The 23,104-nt window shown below is 64.0% G+C and carries 21 protein-coding genes; 11 read left to right on the forward strand and 10 right to left on the reverse strand.

The window, feature by feature from the left end; genetic code table 11:
• Positions 1-145 precede the first annotated feature (145 nt).
• Positions 146-541, reverse strand: a complete 396-nt coding sequence (locus tag FVW59_RS00055; RefSeq protein ID WP_148062210.1) for a zf-TFIIB domain-containing protein — start codon at positions 539-541, stop codon at positions 146-148.
• 242 nt (positions 542-783) lie between these two features.
• Between FVW59_RS00055 and FVW59_RS00060 the strand changes: the two genes are divergently transcribed.
• From FVW59_RS00060 to FVW59_RS19530, 4 genes are all read left to right on the forward strand, one after another.
• Positions 784-1,422 (forward strand): c-type cytochrome, encoded by a 639-nt coding sequence (locus tag FVW59_RS00060; protein ID WP_148062211.1) that lies wholly within the window; start codon positions 784-786, stop codon positions 1,420-1,422.
• Positions 1,419-2,621 (forward strand): cytochrome-c peroxidase, encoded by a 1,203-nt coding sequence (locus FVW59_RS00065; RefSeq protein WP_148062212.1) that lies wholly within the window; start codon positions 1,419-1,421, stop codon positions 2,619-2,621. Before FVW59_RS00060 ends, FVW59_RS00065 begins: the two co-directional genes overlap by 4 nt.
• Complete coding sequence (locus FVW59_RS00070) at positions 2,614-4,131, forward strand: parallel beta-helix domain-containing protein (RefSeq protein ID WP_148062213.1); 1,518 nt, start codon at positions 2,614-2,616, stop codon at positions 4,129-4,131. Before FVW59_RS00065 ends, FVW59_RS00070 begins: the two co-directional genes overlap by 8 nt.
• A gap of 146 nt (positions 4,132-4,277) precedes the next feature.
• Positions 4,278-4,892: a hypothetical protein gene (locus FVW59_RS19530; protein WP_187275687.1), complete on the forward strand. Its 615-nt coding sequence runs from the start codon at positions 4,278-4,280 to the stop codon at positions 4,890-4,892.
• A 54-nt stretch (positions 4,893-4,946) separates the two neighbouring features.
• On the opposite strand, the gene FVW59_RS00080 is transcribed toward FVW59_RS19530, so the two are convergent.
• Complete coding sequence (locus FVW59_RS00080) at positions 4,947-6,056, reverse strand: PQQ-dependent sugar dehydrogenase (protein ID WP_148062215.1); 1,110 nt, start codon at positions 6,054-6,056, stop codon at positions 4,947-4,949.
• Positions 6,057-6,116: 60 nt separating this feature from the next.
• Here FVW59_RS00080 and FVW59_RS00085 point away from each other — a divergent pair, with 60 nt between their 5' ends.
• Positions 6,117-6,578 (forward strand): hypothetical protein, encoded by a 462-nt coding sequence (locus tag FVW59_RS00085; RefSeq protein ID WP_148062216.1) that lies wholly within the window; start codon positions 6,117-6,119, stop codon positions 6,576-6,578.
• 28 nt (positions 6,579-6,606) lie between these two features.
• Here FVW59_RS00085 and FVW59_RS00090 read toward each other — a convergent pair whose 3' ends face one another.
• The 4 genes from FVW59_RS00090 to FVW59_RS00105 form a co-directional block, all read right to left on the reverse strand.
• Positions 6,607-9,471: a S8 family serine peptidase gene (locus tag FVW59_RS00090; protein ID WP_148062217.1), complete on the reverse strand. Its 2,865-nt coding sequence runs from the start codon at positions 9,469-9,471 to the stop codon at positions 6,607-6,609.
• A 66-nt stretch (positions 9,472-9,537) separates the two neighbouring features.
• Positions 9,538-10,734: an MFS transporter gene (locus FVW59_RS00095; protein WP_148062218.1), complete on the reverse strand. Its 1,197-nt coding sequence runs from the start codon at positions 10,732-10,734 to the stop codon at positions 9,538-9,540.
• The gene (locus FVW59_RS00100) at positions 10,731-12,416 is read right to left on the reverse strand and encodes a serine hydrolase domain-containing protein (RefSeq protein WP_148062219.1); all 1,686 of its coding nucleotides are present in this window, start codon (positions 12,414-12,416) and stop codon (positions 10,731-10,733) included. The genes FVW59_RS00095 and FVW59_RS00100 overlap by 4 nt, the downstream gene beginning before the upstream one ends.
• Before the next feature lie 96 nt (positions 12,417-12,512).
• Positions 12,513-14,135 (reverse strand): tetratricopeptide repeat-containing sulfotransferase family protein, encoded by a 1,623-nt coding sequence (locus FVW59_RS00105; protein ID WP_148062220.1) that lies wholly within the window; start codon positions 14,133-14,135, stop codon positions 12,513-12,515.
• 151 nt (positions 14,136-14,286) lie between these two features.
• Between FVW59_RS00105 and FVW59_RS00110 the strand changes: the two genes are divergently transcribed.
• From FVW59_RS00110 to FVW59_RS00125, 4 genes are read left to right on the forward strand one after another with little or no spacing between them, the layout of a single operon-like run.
• Positions 14,287-14,919, forward strand: coding sequence for a DUF1993 domain-containing protein (locus FVW59_RS00110; RefSeq protein WP_148062221.1), 633 nt, complete (start codon positions 14,287-14,289; stop codon positions 14,917-14,919).
• Positions 14,919-15,455, forward strand: a complete 537-nt coding sequence (locus FVW59_RS00115; RefSeq protein WP_148062222.1) for a cupin domain-containing protein — start codon at positions 14,919-14,921, stop codon at positions 15,453-15,455. The genes FVW59_RS00110 and FVW59_RS00115 overlap by 1 nt, the downstream gene beginning before the upstream one ends.
• Entirely contained in the window at positions 15,452-16,231 is a 780-nt protein-coding gene (locus FVW59_RS00120) for an NYN domain-containing protein (protein ID WP_148062223.1), read from the forward strand. The genes FVW59_RS00115 and FVW59_RS00120 overlap by 4 nt, the downstream gene beginning before the upstream one ends.
• 30 nt (positions 16,232-16,261) lie before the next feature.
• On the forward strand, positions 16,262-16,633 hold the full coding sequence (locus FVW59_RS00125) for a VOC family protein (protein ID WP_148062224.1): 372 nt from the start codon (positions 16,262-16,264) through the stop codon (positions 16,631-16,633).
• Positions 16,634-16,705: 72 nt separating this feature from the next.
• On the opposite strand, the gene FVW59_RS00130 is transcribed toward FVW59_RS00125, so the two are convergent.
• Positions 16,706-17,473, reverse strand: coding sequence for an exodeoxyribonuclease III (locus FVW59_RS00130; RefSeq protein ID WP_148062225.1), 768 nt, complete (start codon positions 17,471-17,473; stop codon positions 16,706-16,708).
• A 64-nt stretch (positions 17,474-17,537) separates the two neighbouring features.
• Positions 17,538-18,014, reverse strand: a complete 477-nt coding sequence (locus FVW59_RS00135) for a winged helix-turn-helix transcriptional regulator (RefSeq protein WP_148062226.1) — start codon at positions 18,012-18,014, stop codon at positions 17,538-17,540.
• Positions 18,015-18,137: 123 nt separating this feature from the next.
• Between FVW59_RS00135 and FVW59_RS00140 the strand changes: the two genes are divergently transcribed.
• Both FVW59_RS00140 and FVW59_RS00145 read left to right on the forward strand, forming a co-directional pair.
• Positions 18,138-18,881, forward strand: a complete 744-nt coding sequence (locus FVW59_RS00140; RefSeq protein WP_148062227.1) for an SDR family oxidoreductase — start codon at positions 18,138-18,140, stop codon at positions 18,879-18,881.
• A gap of 23 nt (positions 18,882-18,904) precedes the next feature.
• Positions 18,905-19,516 (forward strand): 2-hydroxychromene-2-carboxylate isomerase, encoded by a 612-nt coding sequence (locus FVW59_RS00145; RefSeq protein WP_148062228.1) that lies wholly within the window; start codon positions 18,905-18,907, stop codon positions 19,514-19,516.
• 41 nt (positions 19,517-19,557) lie between these two features.
• Here FVW59_RS00145 and FVW59_RS00150 read toward each other — a convergent pair whose 3' ends face one another.
• Positions 19,558-22,071 carry a TonB-dependent receptor gene (locus FVW59_RS00150; RefSeq protein ID WP_148062229.1) on the reverse strand — a complete coding sequence of 838 codons (2,514 nt, stop codon included), beginning with the start codon at positions 22,069-22,071 and terminating at the stop codon, positions 19,558-19,560.
• A gap of 131 nt (positions 22,072-22,202) precedes the next feature.
• Positions 22,203-23,072 (reverse strand): carbon-nitrogen hydrolase family protein, encoded by an 870-nt coding sequence (locus FVW59_RS00155; RefSeq protein ID WP_148062230.1) that lies wholly within the window; start codon positions 23,070-23,072, stop codon positions 22,203-22,205.
• Positions 23,073-23,104: the final 32 nt, after the last annotated feature.

Below are 23,104 nucleotides of genomic sequence, written 5' to 3' on the forward strand. Positions count from 1 at the left end.
TGCTGCGCGCGGGAACTGAACGCAGTCTTAACGACGGCGGGTCGGAAGATACCGCTGGTGGCGAAAGAGCGGATAGCCGGGCGGCCATCCGCTGCTGATGTCAGCGCGGCTGGCCTCAGTGCGGCTGGCTTCAGCGCGGCTGGCCTCAGCGCGAACCCTTGATCAGGCTGCGGAAGCGGTCCGCCAGGGTCTCGTGCTTGTAGTCGGTGAATTCGCCGGCATCCATGAACATGCCGTGCTCGCCGCAGACCTCGTACCAGATGTGGGTCTGCTTGGGATCGGCCGCCTTGTCCATGTCGCGACCGCAGCGGGGGCAGGCGATATCCTCCACCGTATCCCATTTCTTGCCCTCGTCCGCCTTGCCGGTATCCAGGGCATCCCCCATCCACTTCTTCTTCAAGGCGTCGGCTTCACCGGTGTCGAACCAAAGTCCCATGCAGCTGGTGCAGCGGTCGATCATCACGCCGCCGTAGCCGACTTCCTCCATGCCGTGCCCGCACTTGGGGCACTTGATGCTGTGTACCTCTGGGTTGTATTCCATCTGGACTCCCCGGTCTAGAAGATGACGAAACAGAGTAAAGTTATTCGGTGTCGAGGCCGCGGGCCCCGTCTCGTTCGAGTCTAGCGCAGGCTTCGCGCTTTGTCGCTCCCCGGCTGGCGCCGTCGGTGACGCAAATGGGTAAGGCAACCTTTGTACAGAAATTCAGCTACGTTTCATCGACAGTGGTATGATGCTGCCCATAGGTGGTACGAAAGTACCAATTAAGAGAAAAGGAGAACACCATGCGCCTGCTCATTCTGAGTCTGTTGGGCATGTTGGCCATTGCAACAGGCCCGGCCCGGGCCGAGGCCGACCTGGAGCGCGGTAAGGGGCTGTACGCTACCTGCGCCGCCTGCCATGGCGCTGATGCCGCTGGCAATGCAGCCCTTAATGCACCGCGCCTGAATCACCTGCGTGAAGTTTACGTGATTGCCCAGCTGGAAAAGTTTCGCAACGGGCAGCGCGGTGGCGAAGGTGCCACCATGGCGGCGAAGCAGATGGCGCCGATGGCCGCCACCCTGCCGGACCAGCAGGCGCTGCTGGATGTCGCCGCCTATATCGCCTCACTGGACAGCCCCGCGCCGGCCGCTACCGTGGAGGGGGATGCCGCGCTGGGGGCCGACTACTACAACCAGTTCTGCGGCGCCTGCCACGGTCCCACCGCTGCCGGCAACGTGGCGCTGAACTCCCCGGGGCTCGCCGGTACCGATGACTGGTACTTGCTGGCCCAGCTGAAGGCCTTCCGCGACGGCAGTCGCGGCGCCGTGGACGGGGACCGCACCGGCCGCCAGATGCGGGCGATGGCGGCAGTACTGCCATCGGAGCAGGCCCTGAAAGATGTGGTGGCCTTCATCCACGGTCAGGCCAGCGGCAGCCAATGAACCTGCGGCGCGCATTCACTGGCCTGGCCCTGTTGCTGGCCGCGATCAGCGCGGCGGCCAGTCCGCGCATCCAGCTCAACCCGGACTGCCCGCCGGGTTTTGAGCTGGACGCCGGTCACTGTGAGCTGCGCAGCCTGTACCAGATGTATCCGTCCCTGCAGGACGCCGGGGTCGGCGGCCTGAAAACCGGTCTGCCCAGCTACCGCGACGGCTTTTCGCCACAGCAGATCGATCTCGGGCGCTACCTGTTTTTTGATCCGCTGTTGTCACTGGATGGCAAGCAGTCCTGTGCCAGCTGCCACCAGCCGGACAAGGGCTTTGCCGATGGCCTCGGCCGCAGCGTGGGGCACAACGGCGAACAGCTGACGCGCTCGGCGCCCAGCCTGTGGAACTCCGCCTTCCTGCAGAGCTTTTTCTGGGATGCCCGCGCCTCTACGCTGGAAGAGCAGGTGCAGGGCCCTCTCTATCACCCCCAGGAAATGGCCAACAACCCGGCCAAGCTCCTGGCGGACCTGAACGCGAACAGGGAGTATCGCCGCCTGTTCGCCGAGGCCTTTGCCGGCGGTCAGCTGGCGGCCGATGACATCACGCTGGAGCAGATCTATGCGGCCCTGGCCGCCTTCGAGAGCTCCCTGGTGTCCCTCAACAGCCGCTACGACCAGTACGCCCACGGCTACGCCGACGCTCTTACCGCCAACGAAAAAGAGGGATTGAACATCTTCCGCTCCTTCGTTGCGCGCTGCGCGGAATGCCACACGCCGCCGCTGTTTACCAACCAGCAGGTGGCGGTGCTGGGCACGCCGGAGCCGGAGGGGATGCCCTTCGATCCCGGTGCCGGTGTCATCAGCGACCCGACCCAGCGCGGCGGCTTCAAGGTGCCCTCGCTGCGCAATATCGAACTGACCGCGCCCTACATGCACTCGGGGCGCTTTGCCACGCTCAAGGAAGCCGCCGAGTTTTACACCCTGGGCCGTGGCCACGCCGTGCCCGAAGGCGAAGACCTGAAAATCCACTGGCATATCTGGGAGCCTAACCTCAGCGACGAGGAACTGGACCGGCTGGTGGATTTCATGAAGACCCTGACCGATGAAAGTTTCAAACCGCGGGAGCCGGAGTTATTACCCTCTGGACTGGCGCCCGTTCACCGTAACCAGGCTCGCGGGGGCGAGCTGGCAAGTGGAGATCACAACAATGAATAAGCTGGTTCTTGCAGTGGGGGCCCTCGCACTGGCGGCGGGTGGTTTCTACCTGGGGCAATCGCGGGCGCCGGAGCCCACGGTCATCAAGGTGGACAGTGAACCCAAGTCGGCCTTTTCATCCGGTGGCGCCGAGGAAGTGAGTGCCGCAGGCGAGGTCGACCATGTGCGTAGCTGGCAGACGCCTACTTCCGGCGAACTGATTGTGGTGAAGGATGGCGAGTCCATCCAGGACGCCGTGGCGGCGGCCAGCCCCGGTGCGGTGATCAAGGTCATGCCCGGCACCTACAAGGAAACGGTCTACATCGACAAGGACAACATCACCCTGTCCGGCGTGATCGAAAAGGGCAAGTACCCGGTGATGGAAGGCGAGGGCGTGCGCAATGACGCCATTCTCTACTCCGGCAACGGCGTTACCGTGGAGAACTTCTACATCACCCACTACAAGGGTAACGGGGTGATGGGCCAGGCGGGCAACAACTTCATCATCCGCAACAACATCGTGGTGGACACAGGCGTCTACGGTATTTTTCCCCAGCTCGGCAAGAACGGCATCGTGTCCCACAACATCCTGTCGGGCATCGAAGACGCCGCCATCTATGTCGGCATGTCCGACAACGTCGACGTGGTGCACAACGAGGTGTTCGAGAGCGTTGCCGGCATCGAGATCGAAAACAGCCGCAAGGCACTGGTGGAGAACAACTACGTCTACAACAACACCGGCGGCATCCTGGCCTTTATTACCCCCGGTTTGCCGATCAAGACCTGTGGCGACGTGATCATCCGCAACAACTTCGTGGTCAACAACAACCACGAGAACTTCGCCATCCCCGGGTCGCTGGTGTCGAACATCCCCCAGGGCACCGGCATGTTGATCATGGCCTGTGACGATGTGGTGATTGAGGGCAACATCATCTCCGGCAATGAATCCATGGGTATCACTTTCACCAACTTTGATCTGGCGAGCAGTGCTGCCAACGATCCGGAGTCGGATCCCAACCCCAACCGCCCGGTGATCCTCAACAACATCATGCACTCCAACGGTGAGAATCCCGCGCCGGCGGTGCGCGCCATCCTGGCCGCGATGCTGGAAACCACTGGCCCGGACATCGTCGACACGGTGGGCATGGACGACGGCTGCATTCTCAACAAGGAGCGCTTCCGCACCATCGGCCTTGGCAAATACAGCGAGTGCGAATTTGACACCACCATGAACGTGGCGAGCTACACCTTGCCCGAGCGAGTGCCGCCGCGAAACAAGGAGCACATGGAGACCGGCAAGCTGGCCTACTACGGCATTTGTGCCGGCTGCCACGCCTACAATTCGCGCATGATTGGACCGCCCACCCAGATTATCCAGGCGCTGTACATGGATAACCCGGAAGGTATCGCCGCCTACGCCGCCAACCCGGTGAAGAAGCGCGACGACTATCCCGAGATGCCGCCGCAGTCCCACCTCGATGCAGAGACGTTGCAGGCGGCGGCTGAGTACATGTTGAACCTGAAAAAGTAACGCCCTTCGGCCCCGGCACTGCCGGGGCCACTATTCCTCCACTCATTCACAACGCCTTCCACACGGCATTTGTGCCGCGTTACAAGTCTGCAAAATAGGCCTACACTTTCCCTGCGGTACCCATCACATCAGGGAGTACACAGCGCATGCTGGAAAAAGAGCTGGCCCAGGCCACCAAAATGGCCGAGCAGGCCAATAAAAAAGTTGAGGAACTGCGGAAGAAACTGCTGGCGGAGACCGAGAAGGCTCACGCCAGGGCAAAAAAGGAGCTCGCCGCTGCACGTAAAAAGCAGACCAGCGCTAACGCTCGCTTGAAGAAAGCGCGGACGGCACTGCGCAGCAAAACGTCTGTTGCCAACCAGAAGAAAGTCGAACAGCTGATGAAACAGGTGCAGGAGCTGGCCGACTCGGTCGCGAGCATCGCCAAAGCCGCCTACGACTCCGCCGAGAAGTTGATGCCGATGCAGGCCGACGCCGCGATGGAAACACGCAAGGCCCAGGCTGCGGAGCGGGCGGCGGCCCTGGTGGAAAAGGCGGCGCGGCAGCAGGCTAAGCTGCGCGCGAAAAGGTCTCCGGTGAAGCAAAAGCCTGCAGCGAAGAAAAAAGCAGCGGCGAAAAAGAAAGCCGTCGCAAAAAGGAAGGCCGCGGCTAAAAAACCGGCCGCCGGAAAAGCGAAAGTGAAGAAGGCGCCGGCCAAACGCAAAGTCGCGGCGGTCAAGAAGGCGCCGCGCAAGAAGGCTGCACCGAAGAAAAGCGCCTGAGCGACACCGGCGTAAATAGCCCCGGGTGACCGGGGTTGCGCCGGAGCGCTGCCGCTAGGGTTCTTCGCCGGCCGGGAGCACCCTCACCAGCTTGCCTGTTTCACTGTCCGTCAGCAGGTAGAGATAGCCGTCCGGCGCTGCGTACACATCGCGAATGCGCTCTCCCAGTTCGGAGAACAGTGGGGTCTCTGCAACCACGCTGCCATTCTCCATCTCCAGGTGTCTCACCTCTTTGTCGACCAGTGCGCCGATGAAAAGGTCACCCCGCCAGTCAGGGAAACGGGAACCGCCGTACCATGCCATGCCGGAAGGGGCGATGCTCGGTACCCAGTAGTGCAGTGGTTGCTCCATGCCCGGTAGCTGGGTGTAGGGGCTGACATGGGCGCCGCTGTAGTCCACACCGTAGGTGATGGCGGGCCAGCCGTAATTCTTTCCGGCCTGCAGGCGGTTCAGTTCATCGCCACCGCGCGGGCCGTGTTCATGCAGGTAGATGGCGCCGCTGTCTGCATCCAGTGCCAGCCCCTGGGCATTGCGATGGCCCATCGACCACACGCGGGGGCGTTCGCGGCTCAGTTGCGGGTTGTCCGTCGGCACACTGCCGTCAGCGGCAATACGCAACACCTTGCCCAGCTCACTGTCCGGATTCTGGGCCTGTTCGCGGTAGTCAAAGCCGTCGCCGGTGGTCACCAGCAGACTCTTGTCCGGCAGGAACAGCAGGCGGCCGGCGTAGTGCTGGGGAGTGTCCTTGCGATCCTTCACCTGCAGTACGGTTTCCACCTGTTCAAGTTTCCCCTCGGCCAGGGTGCCGCGTATTACGGCGGTACCGTTGTCTGCGGGAGTGCCCTCGGCAAAGGACAGGTAGACCAGCCGGTTGCTGGCGAAATCCGGGTGCAGACGCACGTCGAAGTAACCGCCCTGCCCAGCGACATAGGTGGGGGGAAGTCCCGCCAGTGCACGGCCGTTGCCGCCATTGGCAGGAATGCGCAGCAGGCGCCCGCCGCGCTCGGTCACCAGGAAATCACCCCCGGGTAACTGGGTGACCGACCAGGGATGGGCGAGACCCTCGCTGAGCGTTTGCAGGCGATACTCCGCCGCCGCTGTGAAAGCGCTGCCGATGCTGAGCGCCAGTGCGACGCCAATCTGCCACAGTCTCCGTTTTGTCATGGACTTCCCCCGCGGTGAGCTTCGCGCCATTATAGGCCTGAACTTCAGGGGAGAATCCACATGCTGCGCGTATTGAAGGCGTTTTTTCCGGCTCTGATTCTGACCTACCTGCTGGCGGTCGCCCTGGCCACCGCGTCGGTTATGGACAGTCTGCGCGACATGGGCGTGGCGGTACCCAGCACCGTTCAGATACAGTCCACCTGGCACGATATGCTGGGTATGAGCAGTTCCTATCTTGTGTTGCTGGCGGTGACCTTTGTGCTGGCCTTTGCCGCGGCGGCGCAGGTGGCCAGACTGGCCGGCGGTGGACGCACCTTCTGGTACCCGCTGGCCGGGGCGGTGGGGGTGCTGGTGCTGCATCTGGTGTTGAACCTGGCGCTGCAGATCACTGTGGTTGCGGTGGCGCGCACTGCTGTGGGCCTGGCTGGCCAGTGTCTTGCGGGGGCGGTGGGCGGCTGGGTATTTGCGCGTCTCAGTGCCCCCGGCATGACCATGCCGGCGCCCGCAGGGGACGCCAGCTGAGCCCTGGCCGCATCGCTACCGGCCGATGTCAGGGCGTTCGCCGCTGGTAGGCGGGGCTGCTGTCGGCATCCTCAAGCGATTGCATCCCGGGCAGGTAGACCAGGAAGTCCACCGGAAAATCGATGTTCTCCAGATCGCGGTCCAGCACTACCTCGGCAGGTTGCCCGTAGGTCAGCCAGGCACCGCAGGCCTCCCCTGCATCGCAGATCATAAAGTCGTTGTCGGCATCGGTGCCGGCGTAGATCTGGTAGCGGCCGGCGCTCACCCTGTCAAAGCGATAGCGATAGCCGCCATTCACTGACTGCAGCACCGCCTGGTCGACCACCGCGTCTGAGTCCGGGTGGTAGAGCAGCAGGTAGAGCGTGCCGAGATCGCTGTCGCTGCTGCTGCCGTCCCCCACAGCCATCTGCACCCGCAACTGCAGGGCGTTGGCGCTGGAGCGGATGGTGACCGTGCCGCTGTAGATGCCGGTGTCGAGGCCGTTGCGGTCGACCTGCAGGCGGTAGTCGCCGAGGCCGCCTGCTGCGACCTGCACTGGCACAATAGTGAGCCAGGGTTCGGAGCTGTCGAGTCCCAGAATCTGCACGGTGTCGCTGCCACTGGCTTCCAGGGTCAGGTCCAGTTGCTCCAGGCTGCTGCCGAAGCTGAAGGCGGTGGCCGAGGCGCTCAACAGGGAGCTGCCGACCGGGCTGCCGCCGCCCGCTTCCATGGCAGCTGTGACGGCCCGGTAGGCATTGATCAGGCCGTAGCCGTAGCTGTCGTCCCGCCCCGGCGGGCCGAGGTCGTCGGTCAGGCGGCCATCGCGCAGCAATTGCTCGATAGCGGCGGGGCTGAGCTCGGGGTTGACCGATTTCATCAGTGCAATGACCGCACTGACATGGGGGGCGGCCATGGAGGTGCCGTTGAGGAAGGTGTAGGCAAACTCGCGATCGCCGCCGCTGCCCACGGCGCCGTTGCTGAGGACGCCGTCGGGATAGCCGTCGCCCCCCACATCCTGGCTGCTGTCGCCGCCCGGTCCGGCCAGGTCGATCAGGGGGCCGCGGTTGCTGTAACTGGCCAGTTGGCGGCGGGCGTCCACCGCGCTCACCGACAGCACTGCATCGTAGGCTGCGGGATAGGATGGGAAGCTGCTGGCTTCGTTACCGGCGGCGGCGACCACCACAATGCCGGCGCTGCGCACCTGGCGATAGAGGTTCTCGGCGATGCCGCTGAAACCTTCGCCGCCGAGGCTGAGGTTGATGATGTCGGCAGGGCGCCCGGGCAGTGTGCCGGAGTCGTTGTCGAGCCCCGCGGCATAGCGCACGGCCTGTAGCACGTCGTAACTGGTGCCGCCGCTTTCCGACAGGGCTCGCAGCGGCATCAGGCGCACACCGAAGGCGGCGCCGGCGCCGCCGACGCTGTTGTTGCCGGTGGCGGCCACGGTGCCGGCCACGTGGCTGCCGTGATAGCTGCTGCCGGTTTCCCGGCCGCTGCCCGGGTCCTCGGGGTTGTTGTCGATACTGTTGCCGTCACCGGCGCGCTCCGGGTCGCGGATAAAGTCGTACCCGGGTAGCAACTGGCCGGCGAAATCCGGGTGGTTGCGCAGAATGCCTGAGTCCACTACGGCCACGGTGACGTTGGCGCTGCCGGTAGTGATGTCCCAGGCGGCGGGCAGCTGAATCAGCGGGTAGTGCCATTGAAAGGGCAGGGCGGGGTCGTTGGTGGTGAGCTGTGGCTGCGGGCGGTAGTTGGGACTGATGGCGGCAATACCCGGGCTCTTGCGCAGCAGCTTGATGGCCACCAGGGTCTGCCAGCGCTCTTTCATATCGGTGCCGGCAAACTGCCCGGCGCGGCCCGCGGCGGTGCCGACCATTTGCTGCAGGCTGGTCGCCGCCTCCTGCATGGCCAGCAGGCGCGGCCGCCCCACGTCGCCCGCCTGCTGCCGCAGGCCCATTTGCCAGGCCAGGCCGTCGCTGTCGAGGGCAGGCCCCTGTTCGCGGTCCGCCTCGTCGGTAAAGCTGATGATGGTCTCGCCGGGCACAAAGTCCGGCGCACTCGCGGCGCTGGGATTCCCCGGGTCGCCAATGGCGAGAATGTAGTTGGTGGCGCCCTCGAAGGCGAAGACATTGACGGTATAGCTGCCATCTTCCGGCACTGTGACCTGCTCCATGTTGCCGGTTTCCACCGAGAAGGCGACGATTTCGCCCCGGCTGTCGAACAGGTAGAGATCGGCGTCGCCCCCGGTTTCCAGACTGTCGGCCACCAGCAGGCTGATACTTTGTCCGGCCAGCAGATCCACGCTGAAGTAGTCGTCGATATCGCCGCCGGCGAAGGAGCGACCCTCGGCGCCGGCGCCGGGCTGGTTGACGTAGCCACCCAGGGTGACGGGGTTGTCCACCCGCTGGGCGGTGCCCAGGCTGTCATTGGCAACATAGCGGGTGGCGGGGTCGTTGACGTCGCCGTCCACTATCTGGCTGGGTGAGGTAAGGATGTTGCCGGACAGGCCGAAGGTGACATTGCCGGCCGGCGGTTCCACCCGCACGCTAACGTTGGCGCTGCCGGTGGCGCCGCGGTCGTCGGTAACGGTGAGGGTAAAGGCAAATTCGGTGACCGCACTCACCGGCGGAGCGGTGAAGCTGGCGATCGGGGTGTCGGCGTTGTCCACGGTGAGCGCCGGCCCCGCTACCTGCTCCCAGGCCCACCCGGTGATAGAACCATCGCTGTCACTGCTGTCGCTGCCGTTCAATTCCACCCGCGTGTTGGCGGCCACCGTGGTGGGCGCGGAGGCAGCGGCGACCGGAGGCTGGTTGGGCGGAGGTGTCGTATCGCTGCGGCTGCTACCGCCGCCGCCACCGCCGCAGGCGGTCAGCAGCAGGGTCAGGCAGAGGGCCGGGCCGGTTAGGCGTGCTCGCATTGCGGTCACCGTCGCTGACTGGGTAATGCCAGCTTAGCAGATCAGCGCCACCGACCGCGCTGCGCTTCAGCGGTGGTCGAGAAAGCGGGCGGGCCGCAGCACACACAGCAGCGACAGAACCAGGGCGATCACGCCGAGATTGATCAGCAGGGCGTAGTTGGACTCGCCGATCACCAGCGCCCCGATCATGGGGCCGCTGGCCAGTCCCATCTTGGAGGCGAAGCCGCCCAGGGCGGCGGTCTGGCCGCTGCTGTCGAAGGCCGAACACATGCCCAGCAGGTAGGAAATCACGAAGGCCCAGGTAATCCCCACGCCCACGTTGGCCAGCCAGTACATCCACGGTGCGTCGCTGTAATGCAGGATCCAGGTGCCGGCCACCGTGAGCACGATGGCAATCGCTACCGGCAGCAGGCGTCCGTAGCGAGTGGACAGCAGGATTACCGCCACCGAGCCGGCAATGGCAATCCAGGCGGCGACACCCAGGGTGCTGCTGATGTACGCCGGTGTCAGGCCGAAGTGCTTGCCGAGTCCGATGATGTAGGCGTACAGCGCCATGTTGGCGGCCTGGAACAGGAAGGTGGCCAGCAGCGCGAGAACCAGCAGGCCGCGCCGGCCACCCGCGCTGTGCGGAGTGTCGGTGGCCGCTGCAATGGGCGCAGCGGGTTTGACCGGGTAGTCATCGAGAAAGGGCACCATCAGCAGGGTGACCACTGAAAAGGCGATCAGCGCCATGAACAGGACCGACACGCCGAAGTCCGGCACCAGGCCGGGCAAATACAGCAGGCCCAGGCCGCCGAGACCAAACTGCACCGTCAGCAGGTAGCCGAAGGTGCGGTCCGCCTCCGTGGTGCGGGAAATGACTGCGAAACCCACGCCCACCAGTACACCGCCGATGCAGCCGTGCAGGAATCGCAGGGCGATCATTGCGCCGGCGCCCTCCACCAGCATGGAGAGCAGGTCGGTGATGATCAGGCCCAGCAACAGGCCCACTGAGAGTGCGCGCCAGGGCAGGCGCTTGACCAGAAAGACTGCCGTCAGCGCGCCGAGTGAGGCGCCATAGACATTGGCCGAGCCGACAAAGCCCGCCTGCTGGTTGCTGAAGCCCAGCCCCTCGATCAGCCCGTCCACCAGGGCTGGCATGATGTTGACGTAGAACAGTCCCGCGGTGGCGAGAAAGGCGAGCAGTACCCGGGCCAGTTCACCGTTGGCGGACAGGGTGGGGAAGCGGCGTCCGGGGCTATCGATGGCGTCGACCTGGGTCATGATGAAGTTCCTGGGTTGGGGCTGGTGGTTGTGGGGCAGAGGTCGCGCTGCCGGTGCAGCCAGCGCAGGGCGTCGGTAAAGGCGAACTGGCCGCCGTCACTGAAGTAGTAGTAAATCCTGTCGTCGGGCAACAGCAGTACGTTGATGCCGCCGTAGCCCGACAGGAAGGGAATCACAAGCTGTCCCGGGCAGGACAGCAGGCGGGTGGCGTCGAAACCCCAGAAGCCGTGCTGGTAGTAGAGCTCATCCGCCTCGGCCGGGTGGTAGCCCCGCGCTGCCGGGTCCCGCTGCAGGGCCTGCAGAAGTAGGCGCCGGTCCAGTTGCGGCGCCAGGGTATCGCGGTTGAGGGCCTGCCCGATGCGGGCGATATCGTCGCGCAGCAGGGTCAGGCCGTAACCGGCAAAAGGCTGGGCGGCGGTGTCCGCGGTGCGCCGGGTGGTGTCGAGGGCGGGGCTCAGGTCCAGCTGTCGCCACAGGGGCAGCAGGAGGTCGCGGTACAGGTCGGCCTTTGCGCCGTGCTGCTTTTGCAGCAGCGCGGTCATTGCCGTGCCCAGCAGGTAGGTGTCGGAGGTATGGTAAACGAATTGCCCGCCGGGCTGCCCGCGGGCGGGCCAGCCGCGGCAGGCGAAACGCAGCTTGTCGATGTGGCGCAGGGGGAGAAAAAAGCCCTCCTCCATCCGGGCGCTGCTTTCGTCCGCCTGGGCCGCGGCGGAGTGGTAGTGCCCCGTGCGCATGTTGAGGGTGTCGACGAGGGTGGTTTGACGCCAGTGTCCGGCGCTGGCGCATTCCGGCACCAGGCTGGCGATGGTCTGCTCGCTGCTGCCCGGAAAGCGCTGTTCCAGCCGCATCAGCCCGAGGCCGGCGACCAGGGACTTGGCCAGGGAGTAGGAAGGCAGACTCAGGTTGTCACAGTGCGGGTAGGGGCCGCGCCGGGTCGGGCAGTCGCTGACATAGTGGCTGTCACCGTCCACCAGGCCCCAGGCGCTGAGGTCTGCACCGGGGCCGGACAGGGCCGACGGCTGCGGCAGCTGTTGCAGGGGGCGGGTCGGCAGCCGCGCGGCCCGGTGGCGGCGGTGGTCGCTGGCGATGCGCTCCGCGCCCGCCAGTGCTGTGCGCTGGAAGCTGCCCTCGGCGGGGCCCTCCAGATTGAACTTGAAATACAGGCAGGTTTCGCTGGCGATCAGCACCCGGGCAGGAAACGGCTTGCCCTCCCCCGCGAGGGTGGCGCGGATAACGCCGTTGTGGGTGCAGTTGGCGTTTTTTTCCTGCAGGGCAAAGGGCAGGCTGAAGTGGTCACGGCCCTCGCTGTCGCGCCAGATTCGGCCGGGCTCCAGTATCAGGTCCCAGTGGGGGTGGGCTGTGGACTGGAGCCCGCGTTGCAAGGGCACCAGTTCGCCGCCAACCTGCAGGTAGGCGGCCTGGATGTCCGGCAGGCGGTCCAGGGCCAGCTGCCGGTCGGCAGCAAAACCGTAGTCGTCCCGCTGTACGTCCAGCTGCAGGGCATCGGGCGTGCGCAGCTGCAACATGCCGCGCAACTGCCCCGGCGGCGCCTGGGCGTCGAGCGGCGGTGCCATGTCCTGCATAACCAGCATCGGTTCGGCAATGGCAGTCACGGCAGGCAACAGCAGAGCAACCAGCGTCAGGGCAAAGGTTGTGCTATGGCGTCGTGAAGTGGTCGGCAAGGGCTCGTGTGCTCTGTTATTTTCCCTACCCTAGCAATGGCCTGCGCACTGCCATAGAGCCAGTTGCCCGGGCGATGCTAGTCCAATTGCCTGCGCTTACAGTGCTATTCCCGCCGCCTCGAGTCGCCCGGCCAGGGATTGCAGCTCTTTCTCGTAGTGGCGCCACAGGCCCACTGACCGCTGGTGCACCGGCTCCCGCACCTGGCTGGCACTGGCGGTGGTGGAGGCGGCGCGACTGGTGTGGAAATCGAGGCAGGCGGGCTGCCAGTCCAGGTTGCAGGCCGCCACCAGGGCGCGGGCTTCGCGCTCAAAATCACCGACCAGCACCTCGTAATCCAGGCCGTACATGACGCCGGGCAGGGTGGACTCCCAGTGTGCCATCAACTGGCGATAGGCGATGTAGTAACTGGCCAGTTCATCGAGGTGATAGGAGAAGGGATAGGCGTCCGCAAACAGGGTCTTGTACATGGCGTAGCAGGCGTCCAGTGGGTGGCGCCGCACATGCACGATGGTCGCACCCGGCAGGGCGCGGTGGATCAGGCCCGCGTAGAGAAAGTTCAGGGGCATCTTGTCGGTAAAGCGCGGGCGCTTGCGCGCGGCGGGCGGTACCGCGGCGAGGTAGTCCCGCCCGAGTGCGGCAAAATCCAGCTGTGCGCTCAGTTGTACCCGGTCCTGCTTGCTCAGGCGGCGTGGGCTGCCATCACCTTGCCGGGCCAGCTCCGCCACCGCCCGCGACATGCAGGTGGCGAACTGGTTCAGTTCGCCGGCGGCGTGTACTTCTGAATGCATGCCGAGGATGCGCTCCACCAGGGTAGTGCCGGTGCGGGGCAGGCCGATAACAAAAACAGGGGCGCTGCTGTCCACGGGTGAAGGCGGCACAGGTGCGCTGTCGGCGTACACCCGGCGAATGCGGGCCATGGTGTCCACATCGTCGTCGACGCTGTAGCGCATGTGCTGGCGCCGCAGGCTCGCACCGGCTTGCAGGGCGGTGAAGGATTCCTGCCAGCGGCCCAGGTCTTCCAGTTCCTTTGCTTTGGCGTAGTAGAGGGTGGCACGCTGTCGCGGCCGGTCGGCAGTCTGCGCCAGTGCTTCATCGAGTGCAGCGAGGTGATGGGTTTGTGCATTCTGGCGGCGCAGGTCGGCGCGCAGTTTGTGGGCTTCCGCGTCTAGCGGCGCCCTGGCCAGGCACTGCGCCAGTGCCGTATCGGCGAGGTCGATATTGCCCAGAAAGCGGTGCACGGTAGCAAGGTTGTAGTAGTGCTCCGGGGCATCGGGTTCCAGCTGCGAGGCCCGCTGGTAGTGCGCCAGGGCCTTTTCCTGCTGGTCGAGCCGGGATTGCAGCAGGGCCAGGGTGGCGTGCTGGTAGGCGCTCTCCAGCGGCGCGCTGTCCAGGGCGCCCACCAGTGGCCGGGCCTCGGCATCGCGGCCCAGGCGCATGAGGCAGTTGGCCTTCTGCAGCAGCGCCCCGGGGTGACCGGGGTGCAATTGCAGAAGGCGCTCTGTCGCGGCCAGGGCGGCGCCGGCGTTGTTCAAGCGCAAACCGATCTGGCTGATGCTGTACCAGCCGCCGGCATACTGCGGAAAACGCTGGCCAAGCTGCTGGCAGTAATGCATGGCCTGCTGCCGGTCACCGCTGCGCAACGCGCTCCATGCCTGCTGCTCCAGGGCGCGGGCAGCGGCGATAGCGGCGGGGCCGGTTGGTGGGGGCGATTCAGTCACGGCGGCATTATCGCGGATAGCGACAAGGCCTGGCTAGCGCCGGCGGACGAAGCTGGCGAAGTGCGGGAATCCGGGTCTATGATAGCGGGCACATTGCCGGGCCCCAGCGTGGGCCCACTGACTCTGACAGTATTCACAAGGAGTGAATTCCATGCCCGATCTGATGTACCAGGCTTCCGCCCCGGTTTTTACCCACCAGCTGAAAAACCTGTCCAGCATCCTCAAGCTGGCGGCGAAAGATGCAAAGGCCCGCGGCATCGCCCCGGAAGTTATCCTCAATGCACGGCTGGCGCCGGATATGCTGCCCCTGTTGCGCCAGGTGCAGATTGCCACCGATCACGCAAAGGGCTGCTGCGCCCGTCTCGCCGGCCTGGAATCACCGGTGTTCGCCGACGATGAAGCCAGCTTTGCCGAGCTGGAGTCGCGTATCAAGAAAACCCTCGCCTTTATTCGCGGTATCAAGTCGGCTCACTACGAGGGTAGTGAAAGCCGCGAGATCACGCTCAAGCTGCCCTTTGGCGTACTGACCTTCAGCGGCCAGGACTACCTGAACGGCTGGGTGCTGCCCAATTTCTATTTCCACTACACCACCGCCTACGCCATCCTGCGCAACAATGGCTTCGCCGTCGGCAAGCGCGAGTTTCTCGGCAGCGTGCCCGGTATGGGCGTCAACGCGGCGGCGGCGAAAGCGCTGGGCCTGAAAGCTCCTGCGAAGTCCAAAGCCCCTGCGAAGAAGAAAGCCCCGGCGCAGAAGAAAGCCTCCCGGAAGGCGAAGGCTTCCTGATGGGCGCCCGGCTGAGACGCGTCGTCACCGGGCACAACGGCGAAGGCCAGTCTGTGGTGGCCATCGACGGGGGGCCGGCGGCGGACATCGAGGCCAACGGCTCGGGCCTGTTCGAAATCTGGCAGGCGCCCGCCGTGCCGGCGCCGCTCGCTGCGCTTGAAGATACGCTGGCCGGTAGCGACCCGAAACTGTGTCCCGACCCCGGCGCGGTGAAGGTGCGCTGGTTTACGGTGCCGCCGGAGAATCCGGCACAGAGTGACGACGAGAAGCAGGCTATTGCCGCTTTTGCCTTCGAAGCCGTTGGCGCCAGCCACGCGCGGGTGGATACCCGACGCCATCCCCTGATGCACAAGACCGAGAGCCTCGATTACATCGTGGTGGTGCGCGGGGAGCTGGACATGCTGCTGGATGCGGGCGAGGTGAAGTCCCTGGTGCCCGGTGATGTCGTGGTTCAGCGCGCTACCAATCACGCCTGGGTCAACCGCGGCAGCGAACCGGCCCTGCTGGTGGCGGTATTGATGGACGCCCGCTCATGAGCGCCTTTCGCGAAGAGCGGCGCAAGCTGGCGGTGCTGATCGACGCCGACAATGTCAGCCCCAAACTGTGCGAGGCGCTGATCCAGGAGATCGCCAAGTACGGCGTGGCCAGCGTCAAGCGCGCCTACGGCGACTGGACCACGCCCCAGCTGGGTTCCTGGAAGGACATCCTCCACGAGTACGCCATCAGTCCCATCCAGCAGTTCAGTTACACCCGCGGCAAGAACTCCACCGATGCCTCCATGGTGATCGACGCCATGGACCTGCTGTACACCGACAAGCTCGACGGCTTCTGCCTGGTGACCAGTGACTGCGACTTCACCCGCCTGGCCACCCGCATTCGCGAATCCGGGCTGGTGGTGTACGGCTTTGGCGAGCAGAAAACGCCGACCTCGTTGCAGGCGGCCTGCGACAAGTTTGTCTTCCTGGAGGCGCTGGTGGTACCCCGGGAAGAGCCGAAGAAGAGCGATGCCAGAAATGGCCAGGCACAAAGCCAGAGCAAGAAGGCCAGCAAGAAGACGCTGAACCAGGACGCGCGGCTGATCAGTCTGTTGCGCGGGGCGGTGGACGCCACTTCCGACGACGACGGCTGGGCCAACATCTCCTTTGTCGGCCAGCACATTGCCAACCAGAGTTCATTCGATTCACGCAACTACGGTTACCGCAAACTGAGTGAACTGATTGAAGTGACCGAGCTGTTCGACACTGAAAAGCGCAACCCGCGCGACGATGGCTCCTACACGCTGTACATTCGCGACAAGCGATTCAAACCCTGATCCACCCACCCGACCGATAAGGACAAGACAATGATTGGATACGTAACGATTGGTGTAAAAGACATGGAGAAAGCCAAGGCTTTCTACACCGCCCTGCTGGAAGACCTCGGCGCCAAAGTGATCTTCGACATGGACCGCATTGCCATGATCGGCAAGGGTATGGACGAGCCCATGCTCAGCGTCTGTATCCCCTACAACGAGGAAGACCCCAGCCCCGGTAATGGCAACATGATCGCCATTAATCCCGGCTCCAAGGAGCTGGTCGACAAGCTCTACCACAAGGCCATCGAACTCGGTGGTACCTGTGACGGCGAGCCCGGCCAGCGCATTCCCGACATGTTCTACGGCGCCTACTTCCGCGACCCGGATGGCAACAAGGTGGCGTTCTACCAGTTTGGTTGAGGGCTTTACTTCGAGACGATGGACCCCAGCCTTCGCTGGGGTGACTCGGTGGGCTGTATAAGCCGGGCTGACTCAATCACCCAGCTTCACACTCACCGGGCAGTGATCCGATCCCATGATCTCGTTGTGGATTTCCGCCGCCGCAATGCGTGACTTCACCAGCGCCTCTGAACCCAGGAAGTAGTCAATCCGCCAGCCGATATTCTTGCCCCGCGCCCCGGCGCGATAGCTCCACCAGCTGTACTTTATCTCCTCCGGGTGAAGGTGGCGGAAGGTGTCGACAAAGCCCGCGGCCTGTAATGCATCCATGCCGTCGATTTCCTTCTGGGTAAAGCCCGCGCTCTTGTTGTAGTTGGGTTTGGGGCGGGCGATGTCGATGTCGCGGTGGGCCACGTTGAGGTCGCCGCAGATCAGCACCGGTTTCTTTGCTTCCAGCTTTTTGACAAACACCAGGAAGGCCGCGTCCCAGGTCTGGCGGTAGGGCAGGCGCACCAGTTCGCTGCCGGAGTTGGGGGTGTAGACGGTGACCAGGTAAAAGTCGGCGTACTCCGCGGTGAGTACCCGGCCCTCCTGGTCGTGTTCCTCCACGCCGATATCCGCATGCACCAATAGGGGCTCTTCCCGGCTCAGGATGGCAACACCCGAGTAGCCCTTGCGCACCGCCGAGTTACTGTAGACGTGGTAGCCGTCGATGGGCTCCAGCGCGGCCAGTACCTGGTCGTCCTGGGCCTTGGTCTCCTGCAGGCAGAGGATGTCGGTCTGCAGGGCGTCGAGGGAGCCTGCGAAGTCTTTGTTCATTACCGCGCGCAGGCCGTTGACGTTCCAGGAGGTGATTTTCATCGCTGAGTACGCTCCGCTGTGTGTGAGGGGCGCATAGTCTAGCCTAGATGCCGCAAAGGTTGGCCTACTGGAACAGCTGTTCGCGCCAGTCTTTGTCCAGCGCGGGGCCTGCCACGGCTTTCACCTCCTTGGGCTTGAGGGGCTCGCCGGCCTGGTTGAGTACGGCCATTGTCCGTATCGGGTTGCCGCTGCTGCGCTCCACAAACTCCAGTCGTTTGCCCCGGGGGTGGGGGCGGTAGCGATCGCCCCAGTGGGTCATGGCCAGCAGTACCGGCTGCAGGGCCAGCCCTTTTTCGGTCAGGCGATACTCCGCGTGGCCGCCGTCCGCGGCGGGACTCCGCTCCAGGATGCCCTCGTCAACCAGCCGGTTCAGTCGTTTGCTGAGGATGTTCCTCGCGACCCCCAGGCTGCGCTGGAATTCGCTGAAGCGGCGCGCGCCGAAGAAGGCGTCCCGCAAAATCAGCAGTGTCCAGCGTTCGCCGATGACGTCCAGGGTCTGGGCGAGGGAGCAGTTCATGTCGTCGAAGCGTTTCAGTTTCATGGCTGCATTCTAACGACAGCAGCGACAAAATCACTAGTTGCATCATAAAACCATGGTGGCGTAGTATCTGTATGGTTTTATGATGCAACCAAATTCGGGGCCCGCCCCGGGGAGTATGTAACGATGTCGCAGTCAGGTTCGCCCGCGGTGCTGGTGGTGGGGGCCGGGGATTTCATCGGCGCCGAAATCGGCAAACGCTTTGCGCGCGAGGGCTTTGTGGTCTGCCTCGGTCGACGCAACGGGGACAAACTCGCGCCGCTGGTGCAGGAGATCGAGGCGGCGGGCGGGAGGGCCCATGCCTACACGCTGGACGCCCGTGATGAGAGCAGCGTGCAGGCGGTGTTTGCCGAGATCGAGGACAATGTGGGGCCCCTGGCCACGGTGATCTTCAACGTCGGCGCCAATGTGCGTTTTCCCCTGCAGGAGACAACCTCCCGCGTCTTCAGGAAAGTCTGGGAAATGGCCTGCTTCGCCGGCTTCCTGGTGGGGCGCGAAGCCGCCAGCTACATGGCGCCCCGCGGTACCGGGTCGATCTTCTTTACCGGGGCCACGGCGAGTATGCGTGGTGCCAGTGGCTACGCCGCCTTTGCCAGTGCCAAGTTCGGCCTGCGCGCCCTGGCGCAGTCTATGGCCCGGGAACTGGGGCCGCAGAACATTCACGTCGCCCACCTGGTCATCGATTCCGCGGTCGATACCGCCTGGGTACGCGAGCGCATCGGCGCCGGTGGTGTGGATGTGGCGGCGCTGCCTGAGGATGCCCTGATGCGGCCGGCCTCGGTGGCCGAAGCCTACTGGCAGCTGCACTGCCAGACCCGCGATGCCTGGACCTTTGAGCTGGATATCAGGCCCTTCGCTGAAACCTGGTAAACGACACAGTGGAGATTATTGCAATGAGCCAGACCCTTGAGTTCCTGTTTGATTTTGGCAGCCCCAATGCCTACCTTGCGCACCGCGTCATCCCGGCCATCGAGCAGCGCTGCGGCGTCCGTTTCGAGTATGTTCCGGTGTTGCTGGGGGGCGTATTCAAGCTGACCGGCAATGCCTCGCCGATGCAAACCATGGCGGGCATCCGCAACAAGTTCGAGTATGAAATGCTGGAAATGCAGCGCTTTATCGAGCGCCATGATTTGCAGGACGATTACCGGATGAACCCCCACTTTCCCGTGAACACCCTGTTGCTCATGCGCGGCGCGGTGGCGGCACGGGCCCTCGGAAGTGAGCTTTACCGGCGTTATGTGGAGGCGATGTTCACTGCCATGTGGCGCGACGGGAAAAAAATGGACGAGCACGAGACGATCGCAGAGGTCCTGGCGAGTAGCGGACTGCCGCTCGACACGCTGCTGGATGCCGTGCAGACCCAGGCCGTCAAAGACCAGCTGCTGGCGAATACCGAGCAGGCGGTCGAGCGGGGCGTGTTCGGCTTGCCGGCATTCTTTGTGGGCGAAGCCCTGTATTTCGGCAAGGACCGTCTGCGGGAGGTGGAGGAAGCGCTGCCGGCCTGAGGACTCTGGACGGGATCAGGTCCCGTCCAGACATGGCCAAACTAGAAGCGATAGTTGGCGCTAAGACCGATGGTGCGCGGCTGCACGATCATCTGCCGGTTGCCGTTGCCGTACCAGTTCTCGAAGACCCCGGTGTCGTAGCTCCAGTAGCCGCTGGTGAAGGACCCCGTTACACCTTCGTCATTGCCGAGGTTCTTGCCGTACAGGGTCACGTCCCAGTTGCCGGAGACCAGTGACATGGAGGCGCCCAGCAGCCAGAAGCTGTCGAAGGTCTCGTTGATGACCGAGCTCTGGTTGATGTAGTTCTCAGCCTCTGACTGGTAGTAGGCGCTGGCGCGGGCCACCAGCGACCAGTCGCTGCCCAGGGTCCAGGTGTTATCCACGGAGGCGGAGAAAACGTTCTCCGGTGTACCCGGCAGGGTGGAACCTTCCGGTGCAATCACACTGCCACTCTGGGGGCTGATGAAGTCGGCTTCCAGCTCTGCCTTCACGTAGGTGTAGCCCAGGTGATAGTGGAAACTGTCGCCCAGGTAACCGTCCAGCTCGACCTCGATGCCCTGGGTGCTGGCTTCGTCGCCATTGGCCGCCAGGAAGAACCCGTACCAGTCGGAGGTGGCGTTGAGCTGCGGGTCCTGCCAGTCAACATAGAAGGCGGACACGGTATAGCTGAGGTTGTCCAGGCGGCCCTTGATGCCCACCTCGTAGTTGGTCACCGTGTCCTTGTCGTAGGTGCGAATGGCGTCGGCGTTGGGTTCGCCGAAGGGGTCGCCGTTATCGAGGCTGGGAATGGCGTTGGCGCCACCGCGGCGATAGCCCTCGGAGACGGTGCCGTAGAGCATGGCCACATCGTTCATGTCCCAGCTGACATTGAGCTTGAGCAGAATGTCGCTGTCATCATCGGTGGACTGGGGTACCTCGGGCGAGGTCCAGCCCTCCACCAGGGGGAAGCCCATGATGGTGTCGTTGACGGTCTCGTTGTCGAACCAGCGGGCGCCCACGGTGGCGCGGAAGGTTTCCGAGAAGTTGTAGGTCAGGTCGCCGTAGACAGCGAGCTCCTCGAACTGCACATCGCGGCGATATTCGAAGTCGCGCTCGGTCAGGCCGCTGTAGAAGCGCGGCCAGAAGTTGTCGCAGACCGCTGACCCGGTGGCGCGGCAGGCCTCATTGAAGGCGTTCATGCCGGGGTTCCAGCTGTTCTGGAACACGGTGGTGTCCTGGTCCATGTAAAAACCGCCGATCAGCCAGTCAAAGCCGGCGACGGATTCGTTGGAGATCAGGCGCAGTTCCTGCACGAAGGTGTCGTCCTCGTAGCCGCGCTCGGCGCGCTGGGCCGGACGCGGCCAGCCGCTGTAGCCAAAGGCGGTGATCCAGTCGCGGGATGCTTCCGGCGCTTCCTCGCCGCCGCTCACCCACAGGCCGCCATTGTCGGAATCGCCCACGCCCTCGTGGTCATACCAGGAGGAGTTGGAGGTCAGGGTGGCGAAGCCAAGGTCCCATTCCACATCCAGGCTCATCAGGTCGACTTCGCGGGAAGAGGGTTCCAGCAGTACCTGGCCGCTCTCGTGGTCGCCGTAGTTCTGGTACAGCGGTGAGCCCTCCGGCTGGTTGTTGTCTCCCAGTGTGGTGGCGCGGCGGGCGCCGACCTCGTCTTCCTGATGGTGATAGCTGCCGCGCACGCTGAGCCGGTCGGTGATATCCCAGGCCAGGGCGGCCTTGGCGTATTCGATTTCCACGTCGTCGGCGTCTTCCGCATTGCGGTAGCAGGCGCCGTTGTTAAGCAGCTGGTCGTTGCTGGCATCGCGGGGGCTGACGCAGTTGCCGTTGCCGGCGTCGACCATCGGTTCGCCGAACTCGTTGAGCTGGTAGGCATTGACGTAGTCGATCACGCCGTCGTTATCGATGCGGCCGCCGGAAACGCGCAGGGCGGCAGCGCTGCCAAAGGGAATATTGACCATCCCGAACAGGTCGGTGTTGTCGCCTTCGGAGCCGTCAGTCTGGCTGTAGCCGCCGGTCAGCTGTCCCTCGAACTCATCGGGGTTGGGCTTGCGGGTGATATAGCGCACAGTGCCGCCCAGCGAGCCGGAGCCGTAAAGCGTGCCCTGGGGGCCGCGCAGTACTTCCACTCGTTCGATATCGCGCAGTACGAAGTTGGCAAACAGCGGGGTATTGTCGACATAGGTGGATACCGTAGGCACGGCATTCAGTGAAATATCCCCGTTCAGCGAACTATCCACGTTCAGTCCGCGAATGATGATGCTATTCACAGTGCCGGAGTTGCGGTAGCCGCGGTCCACCACGGAGACACCGGAGATGGCCCGCAGCAGGTCGGCCTGGTCGGTGATCTGCTGGGCGTCGATTTCGCTGCCCTGCATGGCGGAGATGTTGTAGGGAATATCCTGTACCGACTGCTCCCTCGCGGAGGCTGTTACCAGCACCTCCTCCAGTTGCGGCCCCTGCGCCAGGCTCGCACCGGCGACCTGCATCAGGCCCGCAGCCACGGCGCTGGCGAGCAGCTTGCGTCGGAATGGTTGAATGTCTTTACGCGCTGATTGCATGGTTGTATCCCCCGGGGTCGTTGTTATGGGTCGCAGCCCGCGGCAGTCGGGCGCTGTTGTATCTGGAAAAACGCAGTGCCTAGCATTCAACAGGCTGGCTTGCATACCTAGAGCCAGTTGCGAATTCCGCTTTAGTCCAGTTTTGTATTGTCCTCGCGGCGCGGCATCCCCAATTCGCCCAGCTCGGCAAGCGGCCCCTGACCGCGCTGGGGCAACTGGAAGGCGGGAAATTCCATTTCACTGTCGCGAAAGCTCTTCAGGGTCTGGCACAGGCCGAAAACGCCGCGCTCGCGCACCCTGCGCAGGTGTTCGAAGTCGACTTCCACCGGCATGATCTCGTTCAACTCCCCTGCCTGGTGCAGCACCTGGCCATCGGGGCCGATGGTGATGGAGCGGCCATTGCCGAGCTCCCCGGCGACGTTCACATTGAAGAAGTAGCACTGGTTGCTGATCGCATTGGCGCGCGCCAGGCACAGCTCCAGCTCGCGATCGATGGTGTTGGTCATGGTGGGGCAGAGAATGACCTCGGCGCCGAGCCAGGCCAGGTTGCGCGAGGTCTCCGGGAACCACTGGTCGTAGCAGATGGAAAGTCCGAAGCGGCCCGCGCCGGGAACGTCGAAGGTGCAGAACTCATCCCCGGCCCACACTTCCCTTTCGTAGGGGCAGAACGGGAACATCTTGCGGTAGCTGGTCACCAGTTCGCCGGCGGGATTGAACACCAGCGCTGTGTTGTAAACGCGGTGCTCGTCCTTTTCGTAGATGGACCCGGGCACCAGCCACAGTCCGGTTTCCCGCGCCAGCGCGGCATAGAAAGGCACGATGTCGCCGGGCAGTTCGGTCGCGGCGGCCGGGTCGGCACCGTGGGTGGCCAGTTCGCCGAGCACGACCATCTGTACCCAGGGAAAGCGCAGGGCAAGCCGGCGAATGTGCTTTTCGATCAGATAGCGATTGTCCTTGCTCGATAGCTGCAACTGCAGCCCGGCGATGGCGAAGCGACTCATTGTTTCCCCCGGCCTCTATTATTTGACCTTCG

Source organism: Parahaliea aestuarii (assembly GCF_008064635.1).
Classification (GTDB): Bacteria; Pseudomonadota; Gammaproteobacteria; order Pseudomonadales; family Halieaceae; genus Parahaliea; species Parahaliea aestuarii.

Coding starts and splice junctions, on each gene's coding strand:
- FVW59_RS00110 (WP_148062221.1), top strand. CDS start 14,287: ATGCCCGATCTGATGTACCAGGCTTCCGCCCCGGTTTTTACCCACCAG.
- FVW59_RS00090 (WP_148062217.1), bottom strand. CDS start 9,471: ATGCGAGCACGCCTAACCGGCCCGGCCCTCTGCCTGACCCTGCTGCTG.
- FVW59_RS00135 (WP_148062226.1), bottom strand. CDS start 18,014: ATGAAACTGAAACGCTTCGACGACATGAACTGCTCCCTCGCCCAGACC.
- FVW59_RS00065 (WP_148062212.1), top strand. CDS start 1,419: ATGAACCTGCGGCGCGCATTCACTGGCCTGGCCCTGTTGCTGGCCGCG.
- FVW59_RS00140 (WP_148062227.1), top strand. CDS start 18,138: ATGTCGCAGTCAGGTTCGCCCGCGGTGCTGGTGGTGGGGGCCGGGGAT.
- FVW59_RS19530 (WP_187275687.1), top strand. CDS start 4,278: ATGCTGGAAAAAGAGCTGGCCCAGGCCACCAAAATGGCCGAGCAGGCC.
- FVW59_RS00125 (WP_148062224.1), top strand. CDS start 16,262: ATGATTGGATACGTAACGATTGGTGTAAAAGACATGGAGAAAGCCAAG.
- FVW59_RS00155 (WP_148062230.1), bottom strand. CDS start 23,072: ATGAGTCGCTTCGCCATCGCCGGGCTGCAGTTGCAGCTATCGAGCAAG.
- FVW59_RS00120 (WP_148062223.1), top strand. CDS start 15,452: ATGAGCGCCTTTCGCGAAGAGCGGCGCAAGCTGGCGGTGCTGATCGAC.
- FVW59_RS00060 (WP_148062211.1), top strand. CDS start 784: ATGCGCCTGCTCATTCTGAGTCTGTTGGGCATGTTGGCCATTGCAACA.
- FVW59_RS00080 (WP_148062215.1), bottom strand. CDS start 6,056: ATGACAAAACGGAGACTGTGGCAGATTGGCGTCGCACTGGCGCTCAGC.
- FVW59_RS00115 (WP_148062222.1), top strand. CDS start 14,919: ATGGGCGCCCGGCTGAGACGCGTCGTCACCGGGCACAACGGCGAAGGC.
- FVW59_RS00095 (WP_148062218.1), bottom strand. CDS start 10,734: ATGACCCAGGTCGACGCCATCGATAGCCCCGGACGCCGCTTCCCCACC.
- FVW59_RS00130 (WP_148062225.1), bottom strand. CDS start 17,473: ATGAAAATCACCTCCTGGAACGTCAACGGCCTGCGCGCGGTAATGAAC.
- FVW59_RS00085 (WP_148062216.1), top strand. CDS start 6,117: ATGCTGCGCGTATTGAAGGCGTTTTTTCCGGCTCTGATTCTGACCTAC.
- FVW59_RS00055 (WP_148062210.1), bottom strand. CDS start 541: ATGGAATACAACCCAGAGGTACACAGCATCAAGTGCCCCAAGTGCGGG.
- FVW59_RS00150 (WP_148062229.1), bottom strand. CDS start 22,071: ATGCAATCAGCGCGTAAAGACATTCAACCATTCCGACGCAAGCTGCTC.
- FVW59_RS00070 (WP_148062213.1), top strand. CDS start 2,614: ATGAATAAGCTGGTTCTTGCAGTGGGGGCCCTCGCACTGGCGGCGGGT.
- FVW59_RS00145 (WP_148062228.1), top strand. CDS start 18,905: ATGAGCCAGACCCTTGAGTTCCTGTTTGATTTTGGCAGCCCCAATGCC.